Here is a 19,852-nt window from a genome sequence, read left to right on the forward strand (position 1 = left end):
AGTGGATCAAATGTCAAAAGTTAAAAAACAATTTGCAGTAATTGGATTGGGAAGGTTTGGAGGCAGCGTCTGTAAAGAGCTATTCAAGATGGGACACGAAGTATTGGCCGTCGACAAAGATGAAGATAAAGTAAATGAATATGCTAAATTTGCTACGCATGCCGTACAACTGGACAGTACCGACGAAAAATCTTTAATAAGTATGGGAATCCGTAACTTTGAGCATGTGGTGGTGGCTATTGGGGACAACATCCAGGCTAGCATCTTAACGACTCTTGTTCTTAAAGAAATAGGAGTAAAGACTGTATGGGTAAAAGCGCAGAACGCTTATCACCAAAAAGTACTCGATAAAATAGGCGCTGACCTCGTTGTTCATCCTGAGTTTGATATGGGAAAGCGTATTGCCCATAATATGTCTTCAGAGAAGATTATTGACTTTATTGATTTAGCTGATGACTATAGTATTGTTGAACTGCTTGCTACATCAAAAGTCCATAACATGACATTAATAGAGCTAGATGTGCGTGCAAATTACGGCGTGACGATCCTCGCGTTTAAAAGCGGAAAAGAGATGAATATTGCGCCTGATCCGGATGATAAGATACGGGAAGGAGATATTCTTATTGTGATGGGGCATACAAACGATCTTGATCGTTTTGAAGACGAGGGGTTGTAAAAATGAAACACCTTAGGACGAGAATCTCACAATTATCACCCCCTCAATTTCTGGCAACTGGTTTTTTAAGTGCTATTATTATTGGGACAATTTTATTGCTCATGCCTTTTTCAACCGAAAAACCAATCAGTTTTATAGACGCTTTGTTTACAGCCACATCGGCTACAACTGTAACTGGACTAGTGGTCTTGGACACTGGATCAGATTTCACAATTTTTGGCCAAACAGTAATTATGATTTTAATAAAGATCGGCGGATTGGGTCTCATGACCTTCGCGATCTTAATAGTGTTAGCGTTAGGTAAGAAGATAGGCCTTAAAGAGAGACTTTTAGTACAGGAATCATTTAATCAGCCAACACTTGGCGGGATGGTCAGACTTGTAAAAATGTTGCTTATATTTGCATTCGCTTCAGAATTGTTGGCTACCCTGTTTCTGGCGTTGAGGTGGGTGCCTGAGTATGGATGGGGATTTGGATTGTTTACGAGCCTTTTTCATGCTATTTCAGCGTTTAATAATGCTGGGTTTTCTTTATGGTCAGACAGTTTATCTGCCTATGTGGGGGATCCGTCTGTAAATTTAATCATTACTTTTCTGTTTATTACTGGGGGGATTGGCTTTACTGTAGTATACGATCTAATTAAAACTAAAAAGTTTAATCACTTATCGCTGCATTCAAAGCTTATGATTATAGGAACTTTTGCAGTCAACGTCATTGCGATGTTTATTATATTTGTCCTGGAATACGCTAATCCGGCAACCATCGGACAACTCCTATGGTATGAAAAGATTTGGGCTTCCTACTTTCAGGCAGTCACACCTCGTACTGCTGGTTTTAATACGATTGATATTGGCAGTATGGAACCGAGTACGATTACATTTATTCTTATTCTCATGTTTATTGGGGCAGGAAGTGCCTCTACGGGCAGTGGTATCAAACTAACAACCTTCCTTGTTATTGTTTTAGCGGTGGTTACTTATTTAAAAGGAAGAAAAGAATCTGTGGCTTTTGAACGTACGATTCCTGATCATACAGTTATGCGGGCACTTTCTATTGTAGTAATTAGTCTCATGGCCGTTACATTTAGCATTTTTATTCTATCAGTAACTGAGAATGCTCCTTATTTACTTATCGTTTTTGAAGCTTTTTCTGCCTTTGGAACGGTTGGATTGTCGATGGGATTGACGGATGAATTATCACCGCTTGGAAAACAAGTGATTATTGTATTAATGGTAATCGGGCGTATCGGGCCAGTAACCCTAGCTTTTGCCTTGTCAAAAACGGAACCAAGCAAAATTCGTTATCCTAAAGGAGATGTTTTTACTGGTTAGCTACCCAGAGGTAAAAATCTTAATTAGACGCAATGGAGAAATTGAGGTATTGTGGAGCTGAGCCAGACGGGGAAAGCCCGCACATTAACAAAACAATGCTTTAATGGAGGAATTAAATTGAAAGAATTAAAATATGAGATCATTAAAACAGTCGGTGTATTGTCAGAGTCACCGAAAGGATGGACGAAAGAGCTGAATCTGATCAGCTGGAACGGGAGAGAACCGAAGTATGACATTCGCGACTGGGCACCTGATCATGAAAAAATGGGTAAAGGTGTGACCTTAACTGAAGAAGAAGTCACCAACTTGAAGAAAGTCATTGAAGGAATGGAGTAACTGTCTTTTGAGAAACTAAGGGGGGCGCTTAGAAACGTTCAAAACGTCAATGCCGGACAAAAGTCACAACAAAGGGGACCTGCATGACACAGGTTCCCTTATTAGGTCGATAAACAATCTATTTTTCTGTTAACTGAAAGCCGATGTGCTCTAAAGCTGTTTCTAAATCCATGGCTGTCTTAACTTCCAGACCCTTAAGGCTCGAATGAATGGTATTTTGAAGGGCAAAGTCTGGGGAAATTCCTGTCACAATCGCCTGAACACCCATAACATTAAGACAATTGACAACCTCCGTGACCACTTCTGGAAACTTATTATCTAATATGACCAGCCCTGAGACATCAAAGATGAAATGCTCATTATTATTTTCAGCCGCGTAACGGAGCACTGTATTCATAATGTGTTCCGCTCGTTTGTCATCAATGATCCCTTGTATCGTAAGGATTGCTACGCCTTTCGTTATAGGGATAATAGGAACATTTAATAACCCCATATTATACTTGGTTTCATCGAGTTCAATGAGATGGGAAAAGATGTCGGCCATGGAATAAAGAAAGTCCCGGTCGTGGTCTGAGAAGTCCTTTTCTTCCCTGTCCATGACACACAGTGTGCCAAACACTTCTCCGTCAAGGTTTCTCAAGGTCACGCCTATAAATCCTTTTGTTTTCAACTGGCCTGTCACAGCCAGTTCTTTTGTAAGGTCAAAATTTGCTAAATTACTCGTACGGATGGTATCGCTGGGATTTGAAATGATTAGCCTGCAATACGTTCCGCCGTATTCGACCGAGTAGCCTTCAGGAATAATTTCTTCCTCTTTATTAAAGGAGCTCAGCACGGTCATCGCTGTTTCTCCTTTTCTTGTCACATACGCAGTATTTACATTTAATCTATTAGTTATTACTTCAAATATTTTATTTGCGGCATTTTTCAACAATTGAAAGTCTGAAGTAGACAATGGATAGCTATCGGACATGATCTGCCCCCTTTTTCACATTAAATTTTAGTCACGACTAGTTATCTAATAAAATTGTGTCATTTTGCGTGGAAGTATGTGCCAATTTTATCACCATTAACAATCTATGTGTAGTGTTAACGTTAAATTAGGCAGTCAATTATGGAAAATGTGATTAGAAACGGGTGTAGAATAATTTCGTCCCAAGAGATTTGAAGTATTCTTCCCAGTGAACAGACATAAAAACACATAAAAATGAGGAATTAACTCAAAATAACTAAGTAATTACATTAATACGGCAGTATTTTTCACCATAAAAACAGCCTTATATTAACAGAAAAATTAAATTTTTCTGAAAACAACTCTTGACTTTTTGCCATACCCGAGTTTATATTAATAACTAGAAAGACGGAAAAGTAGGAATAAAGACATGAGACATTTAAACACGGTCCTGGTGACAGGATATGCGCGCGCACCTCAGGGAACATCGATGTACGAAATTTACAAACATGCCGGCATTGTGCTGGAAATCAATTATCATAACCATACGATTGAACGGGTGGATTTTACCTTCATTGCAGATTTAACCAGTGATTTCTTCAAAAAATTGCTGGAAGGATACGATTTGCAAGACGGGTTGGATCCGCTGATTGAAAGAATTAAAAAACATTATTTTGCACCGTCCCAGCAGGCGATGATCGTGGCTTTGCAATCAGCCGTGCAGCGCTATTGGGATTACGTGCAGGAAAAATAAGTGAGTCAGGTTAAAGTGAAGTAGGGAGACGACCTCTCTCTATTGTCTCATTGGAACCTAGCTGATTAGCAAGATGCATTCAGAAAAGGGATTTTCTGGGTAAATCTTCTGATTTAGCTAGGTTTTTTTACTGTTTTTGGAGGTGAAAAAATTGACGAAAATAATTGACATCGAAAAGGCTGTGTCGCTTATAAAATCAGGCGATACACTCATGGTCGGCGGTTTCGGGCTTGTAGGATGCCCGCTCAGCCTGCTGGAAAAAATGGAGGAGGCGGACTTAAAACACCTCACTGTGATCAGCAATAATTTAGGGGAACCGGGCAAGGGTCTTGGGAAACTCGTGCTTCAAAAGAAAGTTAAGAAAGGGATCGGATCGTATTTCACGTCCAATCCCGATGTGGTAAATGCCTACCAGCAGAACGAGCTGGAAATTGACCTCATGCCGCAGGGCACACTCGCTGAGTCTATTCGGGCTGGCGGAGCCGGAATCGGCGGTTTTTATGTAAAGACCGGGGCCGGAACGAAAATGAGCGAAGGAAAAGAAGTGAGAGAGATCAAAGGTGAAACATATTTATTCCAGGAAGCACTCCAAGCGGATGTGGCTCTGATTAAAGCAAAGAAAGCCGACCGCTATGGAAACCTCGTTTACTTAAAGTCGGCAAGGAATTTTAATCCGGTAATGGCTACAGCAGCGAGCCTTGTGATTGCCGAAGTAGATGAGATTGTCGAGCCTGATGACTTGTCTCCTGAAGAAATCGTCACACCGCATCTGTATGTGGACTACCTCGTCGTACGAGGAGGTGATGGAAATGAATCATAAACAGCGAATTGCATCACGTGTGGCCCGGGAACTGAAGGACGGCGATATCGTGAATGCAGGGATAGGAATCCCGACTCTCGTGCCCGACTTTATTCCCGATGGTGTCGAAGTATTTCTCCATTCTGAGAACGGTATTTTAGGCGTCGGCCCGTTCCCGGAAGAAGGTAACATCGATGAGAATATTATTAACGCCGGAAAAAAACCGGTCACTGTTAAAGAAGGGGCTTCTTATTTTGATAGTGCTTCTTCCTTCGGCATGATCCGCGGGGGTCATATTGATGTCGCGATTCTTGGGGCGCTTGAAATTGATGAAACGGGCCGGATCGCTAACTGGGCGGTCCCGGGGAAACCGGTTCTCGGGGTGGGAGGCGCCATGGATCTCCTTGAAGGCGCCAAAAAAATATTTATTACGATTACCCATACCACCAAAGATGGTAAGCCGAAAATAGTGAAAGAGAACCACTACCCAGTCACATCGGAAAGAAAGGCAGACCTGATCATTACAGACCTGGCTGTATTTAAAGTCACCAGTAAAGGGCTCGTACTCACTGAAATTTTTGCACACAGCAGTTTACAGGAGGTGGAGCAGAAGACAGAGGGAGCTTTCACGATCGACCCGTCATTAAAACAAACTAACTAGATTATTAGAAACAGAGGTGAAGAGATGGTAGTAGTTGTAAATGCGTTTCGTACGCCAATCGGCAAATACGGGGGGAGCCTTGCAGGCAAAAAACCGGAAGAACTGCTCGAGCACTTATTTAATAATCATTTTGCCCACTCCGGCCTGCCTCCAAATATCGTGGATGAAGTCGTCATAGGGCAAACGAAACAAAGCGCCCATGCCTCTAATATTGCGAGAGTGGCGGGACTGGCGGCGGGCCTTCCGATTGAGACGCCGGCCCATACCGTTCAGATGCAGTGCGGCTCCGGCATGCAGGCTGTCTATAATGCCTGGCTGTCAATCGTAACAGGCCAGTCGGAAATTATGCTCGCAGGAGGCGTCGAAAGTATGTCCCAAGCGCCCTTTTACCTGGCGGAGAACCGGTTTCTCCCTCCCACAGGAAACCGGGTCCTTTATGACAGCAACACCGAAAGCCAGCCTAAATCTCAGCCGGAAGCGCTGTTCGGCACTTTCAATATGGGAGAGACCGCTGAAGTTTTAGCTGAAAAATACAACATCAGCCGTCAGGAACAGGATGAATTTGCATACAACAGCCAGTTAAAAGCGAAACAAGCGATAGAACAAGAGCAGTTCTCTGATGAGATCATTCCCGTTGAAGTGAGGGGAAAGAAGAACACGTCATTAGTTGCTGTAGATGAACACCCTCGGGAGGTCACGGTTGAAAAACTGAATAAACTGCCACCCGCTTTTAAAAAGAACGGCACAGTGACTGCCGGCAATTCATCCGGACGGAACGACGGGGCGGCGACACTGCTTTTGATGAAAGAAGAGAAAGCAAAGGAACTGGGCTTAGAACCGCTTGCCAAAATCAAGGCGATCGCAAGCGCCGGGGTTCATCCGAAAGTAATGGGCACAGGACCGGTGCCGGCTACCGCCAAAGCCTTGAAAAAAGCGGGTCTCACGTTAAATGACATGGATGTTATTGAGTTAAATGAAGCATTTGCGGCACAGAGCTTGGCCGTATTAAAGGAATGGAATCTGCCGCATACTAAGCACGTCAATGTGAATGGAGGAGCGATTGCGTTAGGCCATCCTCTCGGCTGTTCCGGAGCGAGGATTCTTGTCACGTTAATCCACGCCATGGAGAAGAGAGACTGCCAATACGGCCTCGGTACCCTTTGTGTTGCTGGTGGACAAGGCATTTCAACTATCGTGGAAAAGTATTCATAGAGAAGGTGATGAATTGACAGTGGAAAAAGACCATGTTTTTCACAGGAATTTTCATTATAACTACCCGTTAATCGAAAAGGCTGAAGGGATTTATTTATATGACGAGTCAGGCCAACAGTATATGGACGCCAGTTCTGGGGCTGTCGCGGTGAGTGTCGGGCACGGGAATAAGGAAATTATTGAAGCTGTAGCCAAACAGGCCGAAAAAGTGGCGTTTGTCCACACACTCCGGTTTGAAACGGAAATCCAGCACCACTTGTCCAGGCTGATCGCATCTATAGCGCCCGATACGCTCGATACGGTGTATTTTACATCAGGCGGGGCAGAAGCAAACGAGAGTGCGTTTAAACTTGCCCGGCAATACCATATAGGGCACGGAAAACAGAAAAAAACTAAAATTATGAGCCACTGGAACAGCTATCATGGCAACACGATGTGGACCCTTTCAGCCGGGGGGGACAACAATCGGAGAAGCTTGTATGAAGCTGAACTTCATGAAGGCACCGTTCATGTGCTGCCTCCTTACCGGAGAGGGCGTCCCAGCTCAGAAGGCATGACACCTGAAGAGTTTGGGGAGGCATGCCTGAAAGAGATCGAAGAGACGATAATTCGTGAAGATCCTGAAACGATCAGTGCATTTATCGTCGAACCAATTACCGGAAGCCAGATCGCAGCCCTCGTACCTCCCGATAATTATCTGAAAGGGATCAGGAAACTCTGCCAGACATACGACATTCTCATGATTGCTGATGAAGTGATGACAGGGTTTGGCCGAACGGGTGAGATGTTTGCCGTGGACCACTGGCAGGTAGTTCCGGACATTATAACATTCGCCAAAGGGGTCTCGAGTGCTTATCTTCCTTTAGGAGGAATGATTGTCAGCGACGGGATTGTGAAGGTGATAAAAGAGGAGTGGGACGGGAAGTTTGCCCACGGATTTACATTCAGCGGCCATCCGCTGTCACTTGCGGCAGCTAAGGCAAACATCGAGTACATCTTAAAACACGATCTGGTTAAAAAGGCGAAAAGGCAAGGCGAGTATTTAAACGGCCAGTTGAGGAAGTTAGCAGAAACATGGTCATTTACAGGCGAAGTCAGAGGCAAAGGGCTCCTTGCCGGCTTTGAAATGGTGAAAGATCAGATGAGTAATATGGCCTTTGAATCCGAATTCCAGGCAGCGGAGAAATTTAATGCGTTGTCACTCAAAAACGGGGCTGTCCTTTACCCCGGCCAGGGACAAGTGAAGGGCGAAAAATTTGACCATATCTTACTGGGGCCGCCTTTAACGATAACGACACAGGAAATTGACAAGCTTATAACTATATTGGAACAAAATTGTTCGGAATTTTCTGAACTTATCAAATCGACAGTTTGACAAGTGATTTCAGAAAGGAGGGAGTACAGATCCTGAAAAGGTAAGCAGAAGGCGTTGGAAAGACTGCAAATCTACTTTAACCAAACAAAAGGGGATGAGAGCATGTTTCATATTAAAAAGCTGGTATTAGTCGTGATGATTGCCGGATTGTTCGGAATGCTGATGGTTGCTTGTAATGGTGGAAACGATGAAGCAAGCGGAGAGAATAATCAGCCTGAAGAAAACGAGACAAATAATAATGACACAAATGAAGCAAATGAGGCCAATGACGAACCTGCAGATGATGCGGCTGATTATCCTGATAAATCGGTACAGATGGTTGTTCCTTATTCAGCCGGAGGAGGAACAGATACAGTTGCTAGAGCGATCAGTGAATTTATCGATTTCGAAGAGTCACTTGTCGTTTCAAACATTGAGGGAAGCGGTGGAGCGATCGGAACAATGGAAGTAGTCAATGCGGATCCTGACGGCCATACGCTTCTGATGCACTCCGTAACCGCAGCAGTTTCAGGGTACCATACAGGCCTTTTCGATACGAAAATCTGGCAGGACTTAGAACCGGTCGCCTCGATGGTTACACAAAGCGGAGGCATCGTAGTCAGGGAAGATTCTGACTGGGAAACAGTAGAAGATCTTGTGGAATACGCTCAGGCTAATCCTCAGGAACTGTCAGTCGGATTACCGGGCATCGGCGGAGGCGCTCATATTATCAGTGCCATTTTTGCAGATGCGGCAGATATTGAAGTGAACTATGTGCCGTTTGACGGATCAGCTGATTCCCGTGCTGCATTAGCCGGAGGACATATCGACGTCATGGCCGGGTTTGTATCTGAGTTCTATGACTTTATCCAGGAAGGGGAATTCAGAATGCTGGCTTCTACAGGTTCTGAAAGATCACCGCAGCTTCCTGACGTACCGACCTTTACGGAGATGGATATCGACTTTGTTCTGAACCACAGAAACGGTATTTTTGCCCCGCAGGGAACTCCTGAAGCAGTCATTGATAAATTAAACGAGCGTCTTGAGGAAGTGACTCAAAACGAGGAATTTATCACGTTAATGGACGGGCTTGTTACAGAGTCGGCGTTCCTGTCCGCGGATGAATTTAAAGAAGAGCTTGAGGAACTGGATGCCATGATCGAACCTGTAGGCGAACTTATCAGAAATGAAGAATAGATTTATAAATTAACGAAGGGGGGAAGCGTGATGATGAACTCGGATAGAATACTAGCGGTTGTCCTGTTTCTGTTCAGTGTCTTTATGTTTGTTATGAGCTTCTCCATACCGCCTGGCACACTGGGGACCGGGACAGCCGGCCCCTCCTTCTTTCCGCAAATATGGGCTGTTATTTTAGCTGTGTTGAGCATTCTTATGTTTATTAAAAGTGCCCCTGAAGACAGTGAATACACTCACAAGGGGCTCATCCAGTCCCTTCGTGAGTATAAAAAAGTCATTTACATGCTTTCAGCATCGTTAGCCTATATTTTTCTGCTGGGCATTCTTGGCTACATTATAACCACACTTTTATTTCTGATTGTGACCATTCCTGTATTAGCGGCAGAGGCAAAAGTAAACAAACTTAAAATTCTGTTCATTGCTGCGGCTATTACGTTTTCCACATATGTCATATTCCAGCACGTATTAAATGTCTTTTTGCCAGCCGGACGGATTTTTTAGACGGTCAACAGAAAGGGGGAAGTAATGGAATTTCTATTGGTAGGCTTGGAAGAAACGTTAAACATCACAACTATTCTAATTATTGCAGGAAGCGTCTTCCTCGGCATTTTCTTCGGCGCGATCCCGGGCCTCACCGCCTCATTAGGGATTGCCTTATTGCTGCCCTTTACGTTTGGGCTTGGACCGGTCAACGGACTGGCAGCTTTACTTGGCATGTATGTCGGTGCGACCTCGGGAGGCATGATTTCAGCGACGCTTATCGGGATCCCGGGGACGGGCGCGTCCATTGTTACTACCTTTGACGGCTACCCGATGGCACAGCAGGGGAAAGCAAACCGGGCACTGTCACTCGGTGTATTCGCATCTCTCGTCGGCGGTGTTATCAGTATGATTCTGTTAACGTTTATTGCACCGCTGCTGGCGAGGGTCGCTCTTATGTTCGGTCCGTGGGAATATTTCGCACTTGGCATATTCGGGCTGACGATTGTTGTCAGTGTGTCCAGCAACAACATGCTTAAAGGGCTGATTGCCGCCTGTCTCGGTGTCTTTATTACGATGATCGGCCAGGACCCGGTCGTAGCGACGCCGCGTTTTACGTTCGGCTTCGGCCAGCTTGAGGGCGGATTCAGCCTCCTGCCGACACTGCTTGGTTTTTTCGCCATTTCACGCTTCTTTATGGACGTGAGCACAACGGATAAACTGGCACCAGCAATCACGCTTGATAACAAATACAAGGTCTTTCCGCCGTTAGGCGACATAAAAAAATCGATTAGAAACTTAGTCCGTTCTTCTTTCATAGGCACGTGGATAGGAATCCTCCCTGGGGCAGGGGGCAGTATCGCATCGTTCTTAGCTTATGACCGGGCGCGTAAAGCCTCTAAAACGCCTGAAAAGTTTGGAACCGGCCATTCAGAAGGCGTCATCGCCTCAGAATCGTCCAACAACTCTGTGACAGGGGGGGCACTCATTCCTCTTATGACGTTAGGAATTCCGGGGGATATGGTGACAGCCGTTATTCTCGGCGGACTTCTGATCCACGGACTCCAGCCGGGGCCAATGCTGTTCAGCAACAACGCGGAAATCGTCGGATCGATTTTTATCGGACTGCTCTTCGCTACTATTCTGATGTTTATTATTCAGAGCGGACTCATGAGATATTTCGCAAAAATTATTAAAGTCCCTAAGCATATTTTACTCCCAGTTATTATTGTTATGTCTATGGTCGGAACCTTTTCAGCCAACAACCGCATTTTTGATTTGTGGGTATTAATTATTTTCGGTTTTATAGGCTACATTCTCATTAAAAATAAGTTTGACCTGGCTCCGCTTATCCTTGGCTATATTTTAGGGCCAATTATTGAGAAGAACTGGCGGCTCGGATTAATGGCAACGAATGGCGATTACCTGCCGTTTGTTACCCGGCCGGTTTCTGTGCTGCTTCTCACAGTGGCGGTTCTATCCATTCTGTATCCTATTTATAAATCTAAGAGAGCAGCTAAAAAGTCAGCCTGATGAAAAGAAGAAGGAGATTTCTATAAACAGGAGGCACTTATGAGTTCTTTAAAAGTAGGTATAGCTTTTTTTTACCATGAATCCCACACCTTCAGCCCGAGTCTGACCGGGATAGAGGATTTTAAAAAAGAAGGCTTTCATATTGGAGAAGACATTATCGGAGCTTATGAAGGAACAAAAACGGAAGTAGGCGGATTTATCGATATTCTCCGCCGTGAAGACGTCTCAATCATTCCATTAGTGTGTGCGGCGGCCATTCCATCCGGCCAGGTAACAAAAGAGGCTTATGAAACAATTAAAAAAGAGATGCTCGCTGCTATTGAGCGCGCCGATGAATGTGACGGACTGCTTCTTGCTCTGCACGGAGCGATGGTAGTGGACGGGCTCTCAGACCCGGAAACTGAGATGCTGAAAGAAATCAGGGCAGTGATCGGAAACGACCTTCCGATTGCAACAACTCTTGATATGCACGCCAACCTGAGTTCGGAAATGATAAGTTACACCCCTCTTCATTTTGGATTTAAAACATATCCACATGTGGATATGTATGAGCAGGGAGTTAATGCAGCAGAAACGATGGTCCACTTGTTGAAAACCGGTGAGAACTATACAGCGTCATTTGTCAAAATGCCAGTCCTCCTGCCGAGCATTAACATGCGAACAGCTGAAGGACCGATGCATAATCTTGTGGAATCAGCCAAACAGAAGGAGAAAGACCCGGCTATTACAGCTGCCTCTGTATTTGGAGGATTTCCATATTCGGATATTCCGGAACAGGGCGTAAGCATTCTCGTTGCCGGGACAGATTCACAGAAAACAGAGGCGGTGGCCAGGCAGCTTGCTGACGAGGTGTGGGCAGCTAAAGAAAAGTTCCTCGTTCGCCTTCCGACGGTGGAGGAAGGGCTGAAAGAAGCGCTCGCTTATAAAGGCAGCAAGCCCATTGTCCTCGCCGACATTTCAGATAACCCGTTAAGCGGCGGAACAGGAGATACCACAGAGTTGTTGAGAAAAATGATTGAGCTGGATTTGCCAAACTCCCTGTTCGGAGCTTTGGATGATGAGGAAACGTTAAAAGTTTGCCGGGAGGCTGGGGAAGGGGCGGAAGTGAAATTGCAGCTCGGCGGAAAGGCTTCTCCTGAATTTGGAGCCCCTGTCCCTGTCCGCGCGGAAGTGGTCCGGGTGTCAGAAGGGACGTTCCGGAATAAAGGCCCGATGAATACCGGCATGCTCGTCAATACGAACGGAGCCGCCCATATCCGCGTAAATAAGCTGGATATTCTGATCACCGGCAGGGCGCTCTCCGCTAACGATCCGGAAATTTTCAGGCATATCGGCATAGAGCCGACAGACAAAGACATTCTCGGCATGAAAGTTAAAAACCATTTCCGCTCGTCCTTTGAAAATCTTGTGGGGAAAGTGGTCTATGTGGATGCCCCGGGCCTTGCCTCAAATGATCTCACGGTATTCGACTTTAAGCACATTCCCGCTCCTGTTTGGCCGCTGGATAAGAGTATCCCTTTTGATTACGAGCTGACGAATTCGTGACTTTGAGCCGTGGACTGATAGATACATTAGATACCTGTTTTTTTGCGGAAATGGATAAGGTGGGTGGTTATCAACAAGGGTCTGTGGAAAAGCGAGCGCGTTTCCTCCCTCTGAACACTTTCAAGCTGGCCGTTAAAAAAACGCTGCCCATTCTTTTAAAATAAAAAAGGAGAGGAATGCTTATGACTGTTGATTATTCACATTATAAATGGCAGGAAGTACCGAAGTTAGTAAATCAAAGAAGTGTCGCTATCCTGCCATTGGGAGCCACAGAGGAACACGGCCACCATTTACCGATGGACGTTGATACCGAGATCGCCGTTAATATTTGCAGAGAGGCAGCAAAAAAGTCTAGCAAAGATGTCGTTCTGCCTCCCATCCCTTTCGGTTTCGAATCCCACCATATGGGGTTTCCCGGGACGATTGATATTCCTTCGGCCACATTAATTGAATTCGGAAGGGCTGTCACAGGTAGTCTGGCCCAGCATGGATTTCAGCACATTTTACTTGTGAACGGCCACGGAAGCAACCGGCCGGTCATTGATTTAATTGCCAGAAACACGATCGTTGATTATCCGGAGACGTTATGCGCGTCTATTTCGTGGTGGGAATTCCAGAAGGTGCGTGAGGCAGCGAGAGGAATCCTTTCCGAAGAACCGACAAGCCATGGCTGTGATTTGGAAACCTCAGTGTATATGTATTTACACCCGGACCGAGTGGATATGAGTAAAGCACGTGCCGACGGACTCGATAATATTACTCCGCATTTCTGGAACGACCTTCTTGGCAGGCGCCCTGAAGGCTATGCTAATCCAGCTAAAATGATGGAGATCTGGCATACGATGACTGAGTCAGGAGTGCGTGGAGACCCGCGTTCCTCCACAGCTGAAAAAGGAAAAATCCTGTTTGAAGCAGCAGCGGACGAACTGGCCGACCTTTTAGAGGAATTCAGGGAAAGAAAACCGCGCCAGCCAATCGGTCCGGTGTATCCTAGGGAGTAAGATGAAATAAGTTAAGGAAGAGACTGGGGAATAATAATTGTAAAGAAATTCTGATAAATTTAGTGTAATTTGTTTGGGATTTGGTTTTTGTACGTTAAAATTGAATTTAATCAGGGGAATTGGGGTTCAATCAGCGAAATTCGCCCTTCTATCCAACTTAGAATAATTATTATCTGACTCTATCTTAACCTGATTTAGTTTTGTCTCAGTCCCTTATCACCGCTCCCCGCCTATAAAAAATAAGCCCCGTTATTGAGTAAGCTCTCAATAGGGGCTTATTTTATCGATCTATTTGAAAAGAAACTACCACTGTTAATATGTTGACTTCCGTAATCGAAGAAGCGCACAACTAACGAACCTTCTTAGAATGTGCAGGTGTTTCAACTCCTGAATGAACCCCGCCACAAACATTTATTTTCTAAGATTCAGTGTAACAGTCCCTGTTCCGGCCGGAATCCGCCACATATTTTTCCCAGCCTGTTCAAGGCCTGAAGCGCTTCGCTCCACTTTGCCTTTCCAGTGTAAAATGACGTCTTGAGGCTCTTTGTTCCCGGGTGCCCGTTGATAAGTCAGCTCGTAATAATCATTTCCAATAAAATCAAGCTGAACGGTCACCTCTCCATACTTTGTCGGAGTCCGTTCTACCGCGAGAGTTTCTCCCTCTGATGGCAGCCATTCATCAGGAACCCCCGGAAGCAGTTCAAGCGTGCTGCCTTTTTCAAAGACGAGAAGGTGCCTGACGAGGCGTATAAATTCTGCAGATCCCCAGTTGTGCGGCATGTCCCCGCAATATTCGGCTGCCGGAGACGAAGTCAGGCTTTGCTCTTCCCGCCACACCCGGCTCGGTGCTGCATGGTTGGCGAAACTGTACAGGTAGTCGAGCGCTTTCTCTGGATAGCCGGCGTAAAGCCAGGTCTGAGCGTAAAACATGGAGGAGTATCCCCATACTGCCTGATCGTGCACCCAGCCGGTTTCTTCAGGAATTCCCTGAGTGTTATCAATGCTGTCGAGAAGGGCAAGGAAATTTGTGACCTCGGCATCATCGTCTGGGAAAATTTCACCTGGGTAGATAGCATGGGCCAACGCCCACGTGGCAGACTGGGGCCGGTCATATTCCCGCTCAACCATATTCATTTTGACAAAAGGAACGCCTTCTTCCGTCGTTTGCATGTCCCGTTCAAAGGCGCGTTGAATCGCCTTGTAAATATCCGTATAAGCTGCCTTAAACTGCTCAAACCTTTCAAGCTCCAGGCGCTCGCCTTCTTCATAGGCACGTTTTAAGCCGATGACGATCCATAAAGGGGTTGTATACTCTGGAAAAGGCCCGGCAATTCCGCCATCTAAAAAGGCGGGCGGAAAAATCCCTTTATAATTTTCAATTTCCAAAGCCTGCTGTCGCATATCGAGAATATAATCAAGGGCCTTGCACATGACGGGCCAAAGTTCTCGCAGCCGTTCATCATCATTCATCAGCTCGCACTGACGGACAAAGGTAGCTAAAGCAATGCCGGTTTCTTTGTAATGATCAGGGATAATCTGAATTGATCCGTCTTCTTCAGCCCGCCGCAGCACGGCATCAACCCCCAGATAGGCTTCATCGCGCTGTCCCATCATGTGGGCGGCCTCAAGGAGAAAGTGGCCGTCAATGACCCATAACCCGCGGTAGACAGTCGGTCCAACCTGGAACTCCGGTATACCGTCTTTCACTTCCCGCGCCTGGAGAATATTTCTCGCACAGGACCGGAGCATTTCCATAAGGTCTTCGTCAGGAATGGTAAAACGGTGTTCGAATAAGCGGACCGATTTCCAGTATGCTCGCATGTCCTCTTCAGCTTTTTCAGCCCACTCCACAGTGAGATCTTCAGGGGACGCTTCACCATCCAGAACCACAGCAAAGACGCCTTTCCTTGTTTCTCCCGCGTTAAGGAAGTCATAATGCGTAATGCCTCGGATATTAAAGCCGTCTTGCGTCCAGTAAGCTGTCGTTCCTTTCGATTCCATAATGGCAGGCAGACCGTCTTTTGGGCCGTCAAGCTTTAAAGCCACCTTGGAAGGAGCCCGGCCGAAATCATCAGAAGCCGTCAATTCCCAGATGATGAGATCCGCCCGGAATCCTGACGCATTCCTATAGGCGAATGTGCGCCATTTAAATGTCGTATGGTCATACACTTCTTCTGTAAAAACGAATGGAAGGGAGGCTTCACTGTAGCTTTGTTTCCGTTCAACGAACGTATCCCGGTGAGTAAACACTGGTTTCAATCGGTGTTTAAACCCGAGGTTATCATCGATCACCTCACTGTATCTGGACATGTCCTGCTCATCCGGTATATTAAAAGCGTTTATGTCAAAAATCTCTTCTTCAAAATGATAATTCAGGCTGCCGTCTTCCCGGACAACCGTCTTATAAGGATCGTCGACTAAACCGATGCATGTCTGGATAATCTCTGGTGAATACCGGAAATCGATATCCGCATACTTCCTCCGCGTCATATAATTCCCCTCCATTAAAAATGATATAATGTCATGACTTTATAAATCGGTAATCAGGCCCGATCATACAAAACGATGACCGGCCTGTGATTTAAGAGGTAGGATCCTGTTTGAGAGTCTCTTCCTTAATCCGAATTTGAATGCGTGTTGTAAACGGCTCATGTCCCTCATTAATAATCCTCAGTTTATAGCTGTCTCCAAACACAATTTTAAGTCTGGAGTCGATATTTTTAAGGCCGTAGCCAAGATGCTCCGGTTTCTCTTCCTGCCATTCTTCCGTATCAAGAAAGCTAAGCAGCTCATTCTTTCTGTCTTCTGTCATGCCAACCCCATTATCGGCCACTTCGAGGACGACATCGTCCTGTTCAATTGTCCCTGTGATGAGAATCCGCCCTTCTGTTCGAAGTTTCCTGACGCCGTGATGGATGGCGTTCTCAATAATTGGCTGGAGGATCAGCTTGCTGATTTTATACTCCTTAATTGCCGGATCAATATGAATATCATATTTAAATCTATCTTCGTAGCGGATTTTCTGGATATTCAAATAATAGCGGGCCATTTGGACTTCATCTTCAACTGTAATCATTTCTTTTCCTTTGCTTAAGATTAACTGGAACAGGCGTGACAGCCCGTAGACCATTTCACTAATTTCTTTCTGCCCCTGTTCAATCGCAAGCCAGTTAATCGAATCGAGCGTGTTATATAAAAAATGGGGGTTCAGCTGATATTCAAGGACCCGAAGCTCAAACAGCTGTTTATGTTTCTGCTCTTCTTCAAGATTTGTTAACAGCTGGCGGATCTGCACCGCCATATCATTAAACTGGTCGCCAATATCCGAAATTTCATCCTGGCCTTTCAGTTTTACCCGTTCATCAAGTGAGCCTTTTCCGAATTTCATGATGGCATCACTTAACATGTGAAGCCTGGCAGCAATGATTTTAGCTCCTTTAAAAGACGCAGCAAGCGAGATGATAACAAGAATAACCATTCCGGAATAAAGCAGGGTCTTCGTGGCGTTTAACTCCCTGTTCATTACTGCCTTGTCATAACCGATAACCAGTTCATTTCCGTTAGACAGGCTGCTTGCCGACACATACCAGTCGCCGGCAGATGTAATGACGGGAATAAAAGGTTCGTCAGCCGGCTGATAAGCCAGCTGCCTGCTGATTTCCAGACCGATATCAGCCTTCTCCTGGACAATCTCCCCATCCTGAAAGATGATCGACTCTCCGTTAACTGTATCTGTGAGTCCGAAAAGCACGTGGGGGTCATCAATAGAAGTTCTTAACCTACCTTGTAATGACTCCAGGTACACATTCACTAAAGCGTATCCGATAATATTCTGAGGCTGGTCCACGCTCGGAATTTGCCGTGCGAAGGTGATAATGTCCCTGTTTTTAGTTAACGCGTCATTGACGCTCCAGAATAATCCGCCGTCCCTTGATTGCGCCGTCCCGTACACACGGGAGTTTTCAAGATCGCCTCGGGTAATCACATAACTTTCAGCAGAGGTGGAGGAGAGGAAGATGGTTTCCTCTAAATCAACGACTGCAATCGAATGGATATTGCCGCGGCTCAGCCTGTAACTTGACAGGGCCGTTCTCATATTGGTCAGTACCGTATAATCATTGGTCACATACTGTTCTTCGCCAAAAATAGCTGACTCCTGATTGACAGTTGATAAAGGGTTGACTCTTTCAAGTGTTTCCTGAATCTGCTCGTCGATAATAACGTTATTCACCATTTGGTTGGTCTCATCGAATAAACTGATGATTTCATTGTCTAAAGATTGTTTCAATGCGAGAAGGGCGCTGAACCTTTCTTCTTCCATTCTGTTTGTCTGAAGAACGATGAAAAATGAAACTACTCCAAGCAGGAGAAGGTTGGGAATGATCACCAGGATCAGCAGTTTATAAAACACTTTTAAAGTGAACGTGTCTTTCTTCTGTCGGAAATACGTTTGCAGCCTTCTAAAAAGGTTCATTATAGCCGCTGCTTTCTGATTTATATTTAGACGGGTTTTTACCGACATTTTTCTTGAAAGCATTGCTGAAATAATAAGGATTATCGTAGCCGACACGCTCAGCTATTTCATAGATCTTTTTATCGGTTTCCCGAAGAAGTTTTTTAGCTTTGTCCATCCGTATCTCCGTCACGTACTGCATGCAGGAAGAACCTGTGACCTTTCTGAATTCCTGGGTTAGATAATTTGGGGTGACACCGGCCACATCACTGATTTTCTGGAGGCTCAGATCCTGATCGGCATAATGCTCTTTAAGGTACATTCTGACTTTTTCAATTAACACACTCGTCGTTTTCTGGTGGCTCAGCGCTTTTCTTTCTTCAGCACATGTTCTTATCCATTTTTCAAACCGGCTGAGCATTTCTTCTTTTGAATAGGCACCTAAAAAAGGGATTTGCGGGTAGGGAGAGCCAATTTCACTAAGGATGAGTTCCAGCCGGTACATCAATTCATTTAATGTCTGGGCGGTCCATTCCTGTGAAGGATTGACCCTTGTGATTTTTTTCATGATTTCTTTTAGGGAAAAATCAATCTGCTCCTCATTGCCGACACTGAAAGCGAGCTGCAGCTCTGATTCATCTTCAAAAGGGTATTCGTAATAGTCCACCGTTTCAGATTCAATGATATCCAATGACTGTCCAACAGCGCGGGGGAGCTCCTCATAGCTTCCGGCCTGGCTCCCAATGCCATACTTAATCGTAATTTGATAGTTTTTTTCGACTTCGAGCGTTAAACGATTAAGGTTTTCCCGTACATCCTCAGTGACTTCTCCGGTCATGCCAAAATAAATCGTCTGTGAATCTTTAATAACAGCAAACCCTTCCCGGTCCTTAAACATCCGTTTCCACAGAAGTTCTTTAATCGCGTAAGTCTGCATGATATGTTCAGGGTTCTTAATAGACTCTATATTGATCAGCCGGACGGTCCCAATCGTTACAGGATCCCGCTCAGTGAAAGGGAGGAAGGGGGCCAGTAAAGATAAGTGCTCATCTGACACGAGACGGCCTTCCAGAAGATCAAGAATGAGCCGGTCCCTCACGTAAGGTTCGACGTTCTTTTTCATCTCCAGGTAAGTGGCCTGATCCTCCTGTTCCTGTTCGTTGGCTTCAATTTCCGACCTCATCTTTAATAAAATGGCAGACAGATCGTTAATGCTGACTGGTTTTAAGAGGTAAGACTGGACATTCAGGTCAATGGCCTGTTTAGCGAGCTGGAACTCCTCATGTCCGGAAAGAATGATTGTTTTGATAGCAGGGTGGGAAGAGGACAGTTCTCTTATCAGTTCAATGCCGTCCACGAAGTTCATGTAAATATCCGTAATAACGACATCCGGGACCACTTTCTGCTCGTGAATCAGTTCGAGAGCCGTTTCGCCGTCATTTGCAAGCCCGACGACCTCGTAGTGGTCATCCAGACTTTCCACGGCTTTTTTCATTCCGCGGCGAATAACCGCTTCATCATCAACAATTAAAATGCTTAATTTCCTGTCCATCCTATACGCCCCCTTT

17 protein-coding genes are annotated in these 19,852 nt (G+C 45.4%); 13 read left to right on the forward strand and 4 right to left on the reverse strand.

The window, feature by feature from the left end:
- Positions 1 to 10 precede the first annotated feature (10 nt).
- The 3 genes from BMW59_RS11340 (at position 11) to BMW59_RS11350 (ending at position 2,343) form a co-directional block, all read left to right on the forward strand.
- The gene (locus tag BMW59_RS11340) at positions 11 to 676 is read left to right on the forward strand and encodes a potassium channel family protein (protein ID WP_093051918.1); all 666 of its coding nucleotides are present in this window, start codon (positions 11 to 13) and stop codon (positions 674 to 676) included.
- A 2-nt stretch (positions 677 to 678) separates the two neighbouring features.
- Positions 679 to 2,007 (forward strand): TrkH family potassium uptake protein, encoded by a 1,329-nt coding sequence (locus BMW59_RS11345; protein WP_093051921.1) that lies wholly within the window; start codon positions 679 to 681, stop codon positions 2,005 to 2,007.
- A gap of 117 nt (positions 2,008 to 2,124) precedes the next feature.
- Positions 2,125 to 2,343, forward strand: coding sequence for a YdbC family protein (locus tag BMW59_RS11350; protein ID WP_093052196.1), 219 nt, complete (start codon positions 2,125 to 2,127; stop codon positions 2,341 to 2,343).
- Positions 2,344 to 2,461: 118 nt separating this feature from the next.
- Here BMW59_RS11350 and BMW59_RS11355 read toward each other — a convergent pair whose 3' ends face one another.
- A complete protein-coding gene (locus tag BMW59_RS11355; protein ID WP_093051924.1) occupies positions 2,462 to 3,316 on the reverse strand; it encodes a GAF domain-containing protein in 855 nt (284 codons plus the stop codon).
- A gap of 409 nt (positions 3,317 to 3,725) precedes the next feature.
- Here BMW59_RS11355 and BMW59_RS11360 point away from each other — a divergent pair, with 409 nt between their 5' ends.
- From BMW59_RS11360 to BMW59_RS11405, 10 genes are all read left to right on the forward strand, one after another.
- A complete protein-coding gene (locus tag BMW59_RS11360; RefSeq protein WP_093051927.1) occupies positions 3,726 to 4,049 on the forward strand; it encodes a DUF3870 domain-containing protein in 324 nt (107 codons plus the stop codon).
- 151 nt (positions 4,050 to 4,200) lie between these two features.
- On the forward strand, positions 4,201 to 4,869 hold the full coding sequence (locus tag BMW59_RS11365; RefSeq protein WP_093051930.1) for a CoA transferase subunit A: 669 nt from the start codon (positions 4,201 to 4,203) through the stop codon (positions 4,867 to 4,869).
- Positions 4,859 to 5,509, forward strand: coding sequence for a 3-oxoacid CoA-transferase subunit B (locus BMW59_RS11370; RefSeq protein WP_093051932.1), 651 nt, complete (start codon positions 4,859 to 4,861; stop codon positions 5,507 to 5,509). The genes BMW59_RS11365 and BMW59_RS11370 overlap by 11 nt, the downstream gene beginning before the upstream one ends.
- 24 nt (positions 5,510 to 5,533) lie before the next feature.
- On the forward strand, positions 5,534 to 6,721 hold the full coding sequence (locus BMW59_RS11375; RefSeq protein ID WP_093051934.1) for a thiolase family protein: 1,188 nt from the start codon (positions 5,534 to 5,536) through the stop codon (positions 6,719 to 6,721).
- Positions 6,681 to 8,096 carry an aminotransferase family protein gene (locus BMW59_RS11380; protein WP_245733084.1) on the forward strand — a complete coding sequence of 472 codons (1,416 nt, stop codon included), beginning with the start codon at positions 6,681 to 6,683 and terminating at the stop codon, positions 8,094 to 8,096. Before BMW59_RS11375 ends, BMW59_RS11380 begins: the two co-directional genes overlap by 41 nt.
- Before the next feature lie 102 nt (positions 8,097 to 8,198).
- A complete protein-coding gene (locus BMW59_RS11385) occupies positions 8,199 to 9,272 on the forward strand; it encodes a tripartite tricarboxylate transporter substrate binding protein (RefSeq protein ID WP_143051226.1) in 1,074 nt (357 codons plus the stop codon).
- 30 nt (positions 9,273 to 9,302) lie between these two features.
- Entirely contained in the window at positions 9,303 to 9,773 is a 471-nt protein-coding gene (locus tag BMW59_RS11390) for a tripartite tricarboxylate transporter TctB family protein (RefSeq protein ID WP_093051943.1), read from the forward strand.
- Positions 9,774 to 9,797: 24 nt separating this feature from the next.
- Positions 9,798 to 11,285, forward strand: coding sequence for a tripartite tricarboxylate transporter permease (locus BMW59_RS11395; RefSeq protein WP_093051946.1), 1,488 nt, complete (start codon positions 9,798 to 9,800; stop codon positions 11,283 to 11,285).
- A 39-nt stretch (positions 11,286 to 11,324) separates the two neighbouring features.
- Positions 11,325 to 12,830, forward strand: a complete 1,506-nt coding sequence (locus tag BMW59_RS11400) for a M81 family metallopeptidase (RefSeq protein ID WP_093051949.1) — start codon at positions 11,325 to 11,327, stop codon at positions 12,828 to 12,830.
- Between the two features lie 182 nt (positions 12,831 to 13,012).
- Complete coding sequence (locus tag BMW59_RS11405) at positions 13,013 to 13,831, forward strand: creatininase family protein (RefSeq protein ID WP_177174321.1); 819 nt, start codon at positions 13,013 to 13,015, stop codon at positions 13,829 to 13,831.
- Positions 13,832 to 14,242: 411 nt separating this feature from the next.
- Here the strand turns inward: BMW59_RS11405 and BMW59_RS11410 are convergent, their stop codons facing one another.
- The 3 genes from BMW59_RS11410 to BMW59_RS11420 form a co-directional block, all read right to left on the reverse strand.
- The gene (locus BMW59_RS11410) at positions 14,243 to 16,321 is read right to left on the reverse strand and encodes a hypothetical protein (RefSeq protein ID WP_093051955.1); all 2,079 of its coding nucleotides are present in this window, start codon (positions 16,319 to 16,321) and stop codon (positions 14,243 to 14,245) included.
- 91 nt (positions 16,322 to 16,412) lie between these two features.
- Positions 16,413 to 18,305, reverse strand: a complete 1,893-nt coding sequence (locus BMW59_RS11415) for a sensor histidine kinase (RefSeq protein WP_177174322.1) — start codon at positions 18,303 to 18,305, stop codon at positions 16,413 to 16,415.
- On the reverse strand, positions 18,292 to 19,836 hold the full coding sequence (locus tag BMW59_RS11420) for a response regulator transcription factor (RefSeq protein WP_093051960.1): 1,545 nt from the start codon (positions 19,834 to 19,836) through the stop codon (positions 18,292 to 18,294). Before BMW59_RS11420 ends, BMW59_RS11415 begins: the two co-directional genes overlap by 14 nt.
- Positions 19,837 to 19,852: the final 16 nt, after the last annotated feature.

Source organism: Salipaludibacillus aurantiacus (genome assembly GCF_900111295.1).
Taxonomy (GTDB): domain Bacteria; phylum Bacillota; class Bacilli; order Bacillales; family Salisediminibacteriaceae; genus Salipaludibacillus; species Salipaludibacillus aurantiacus.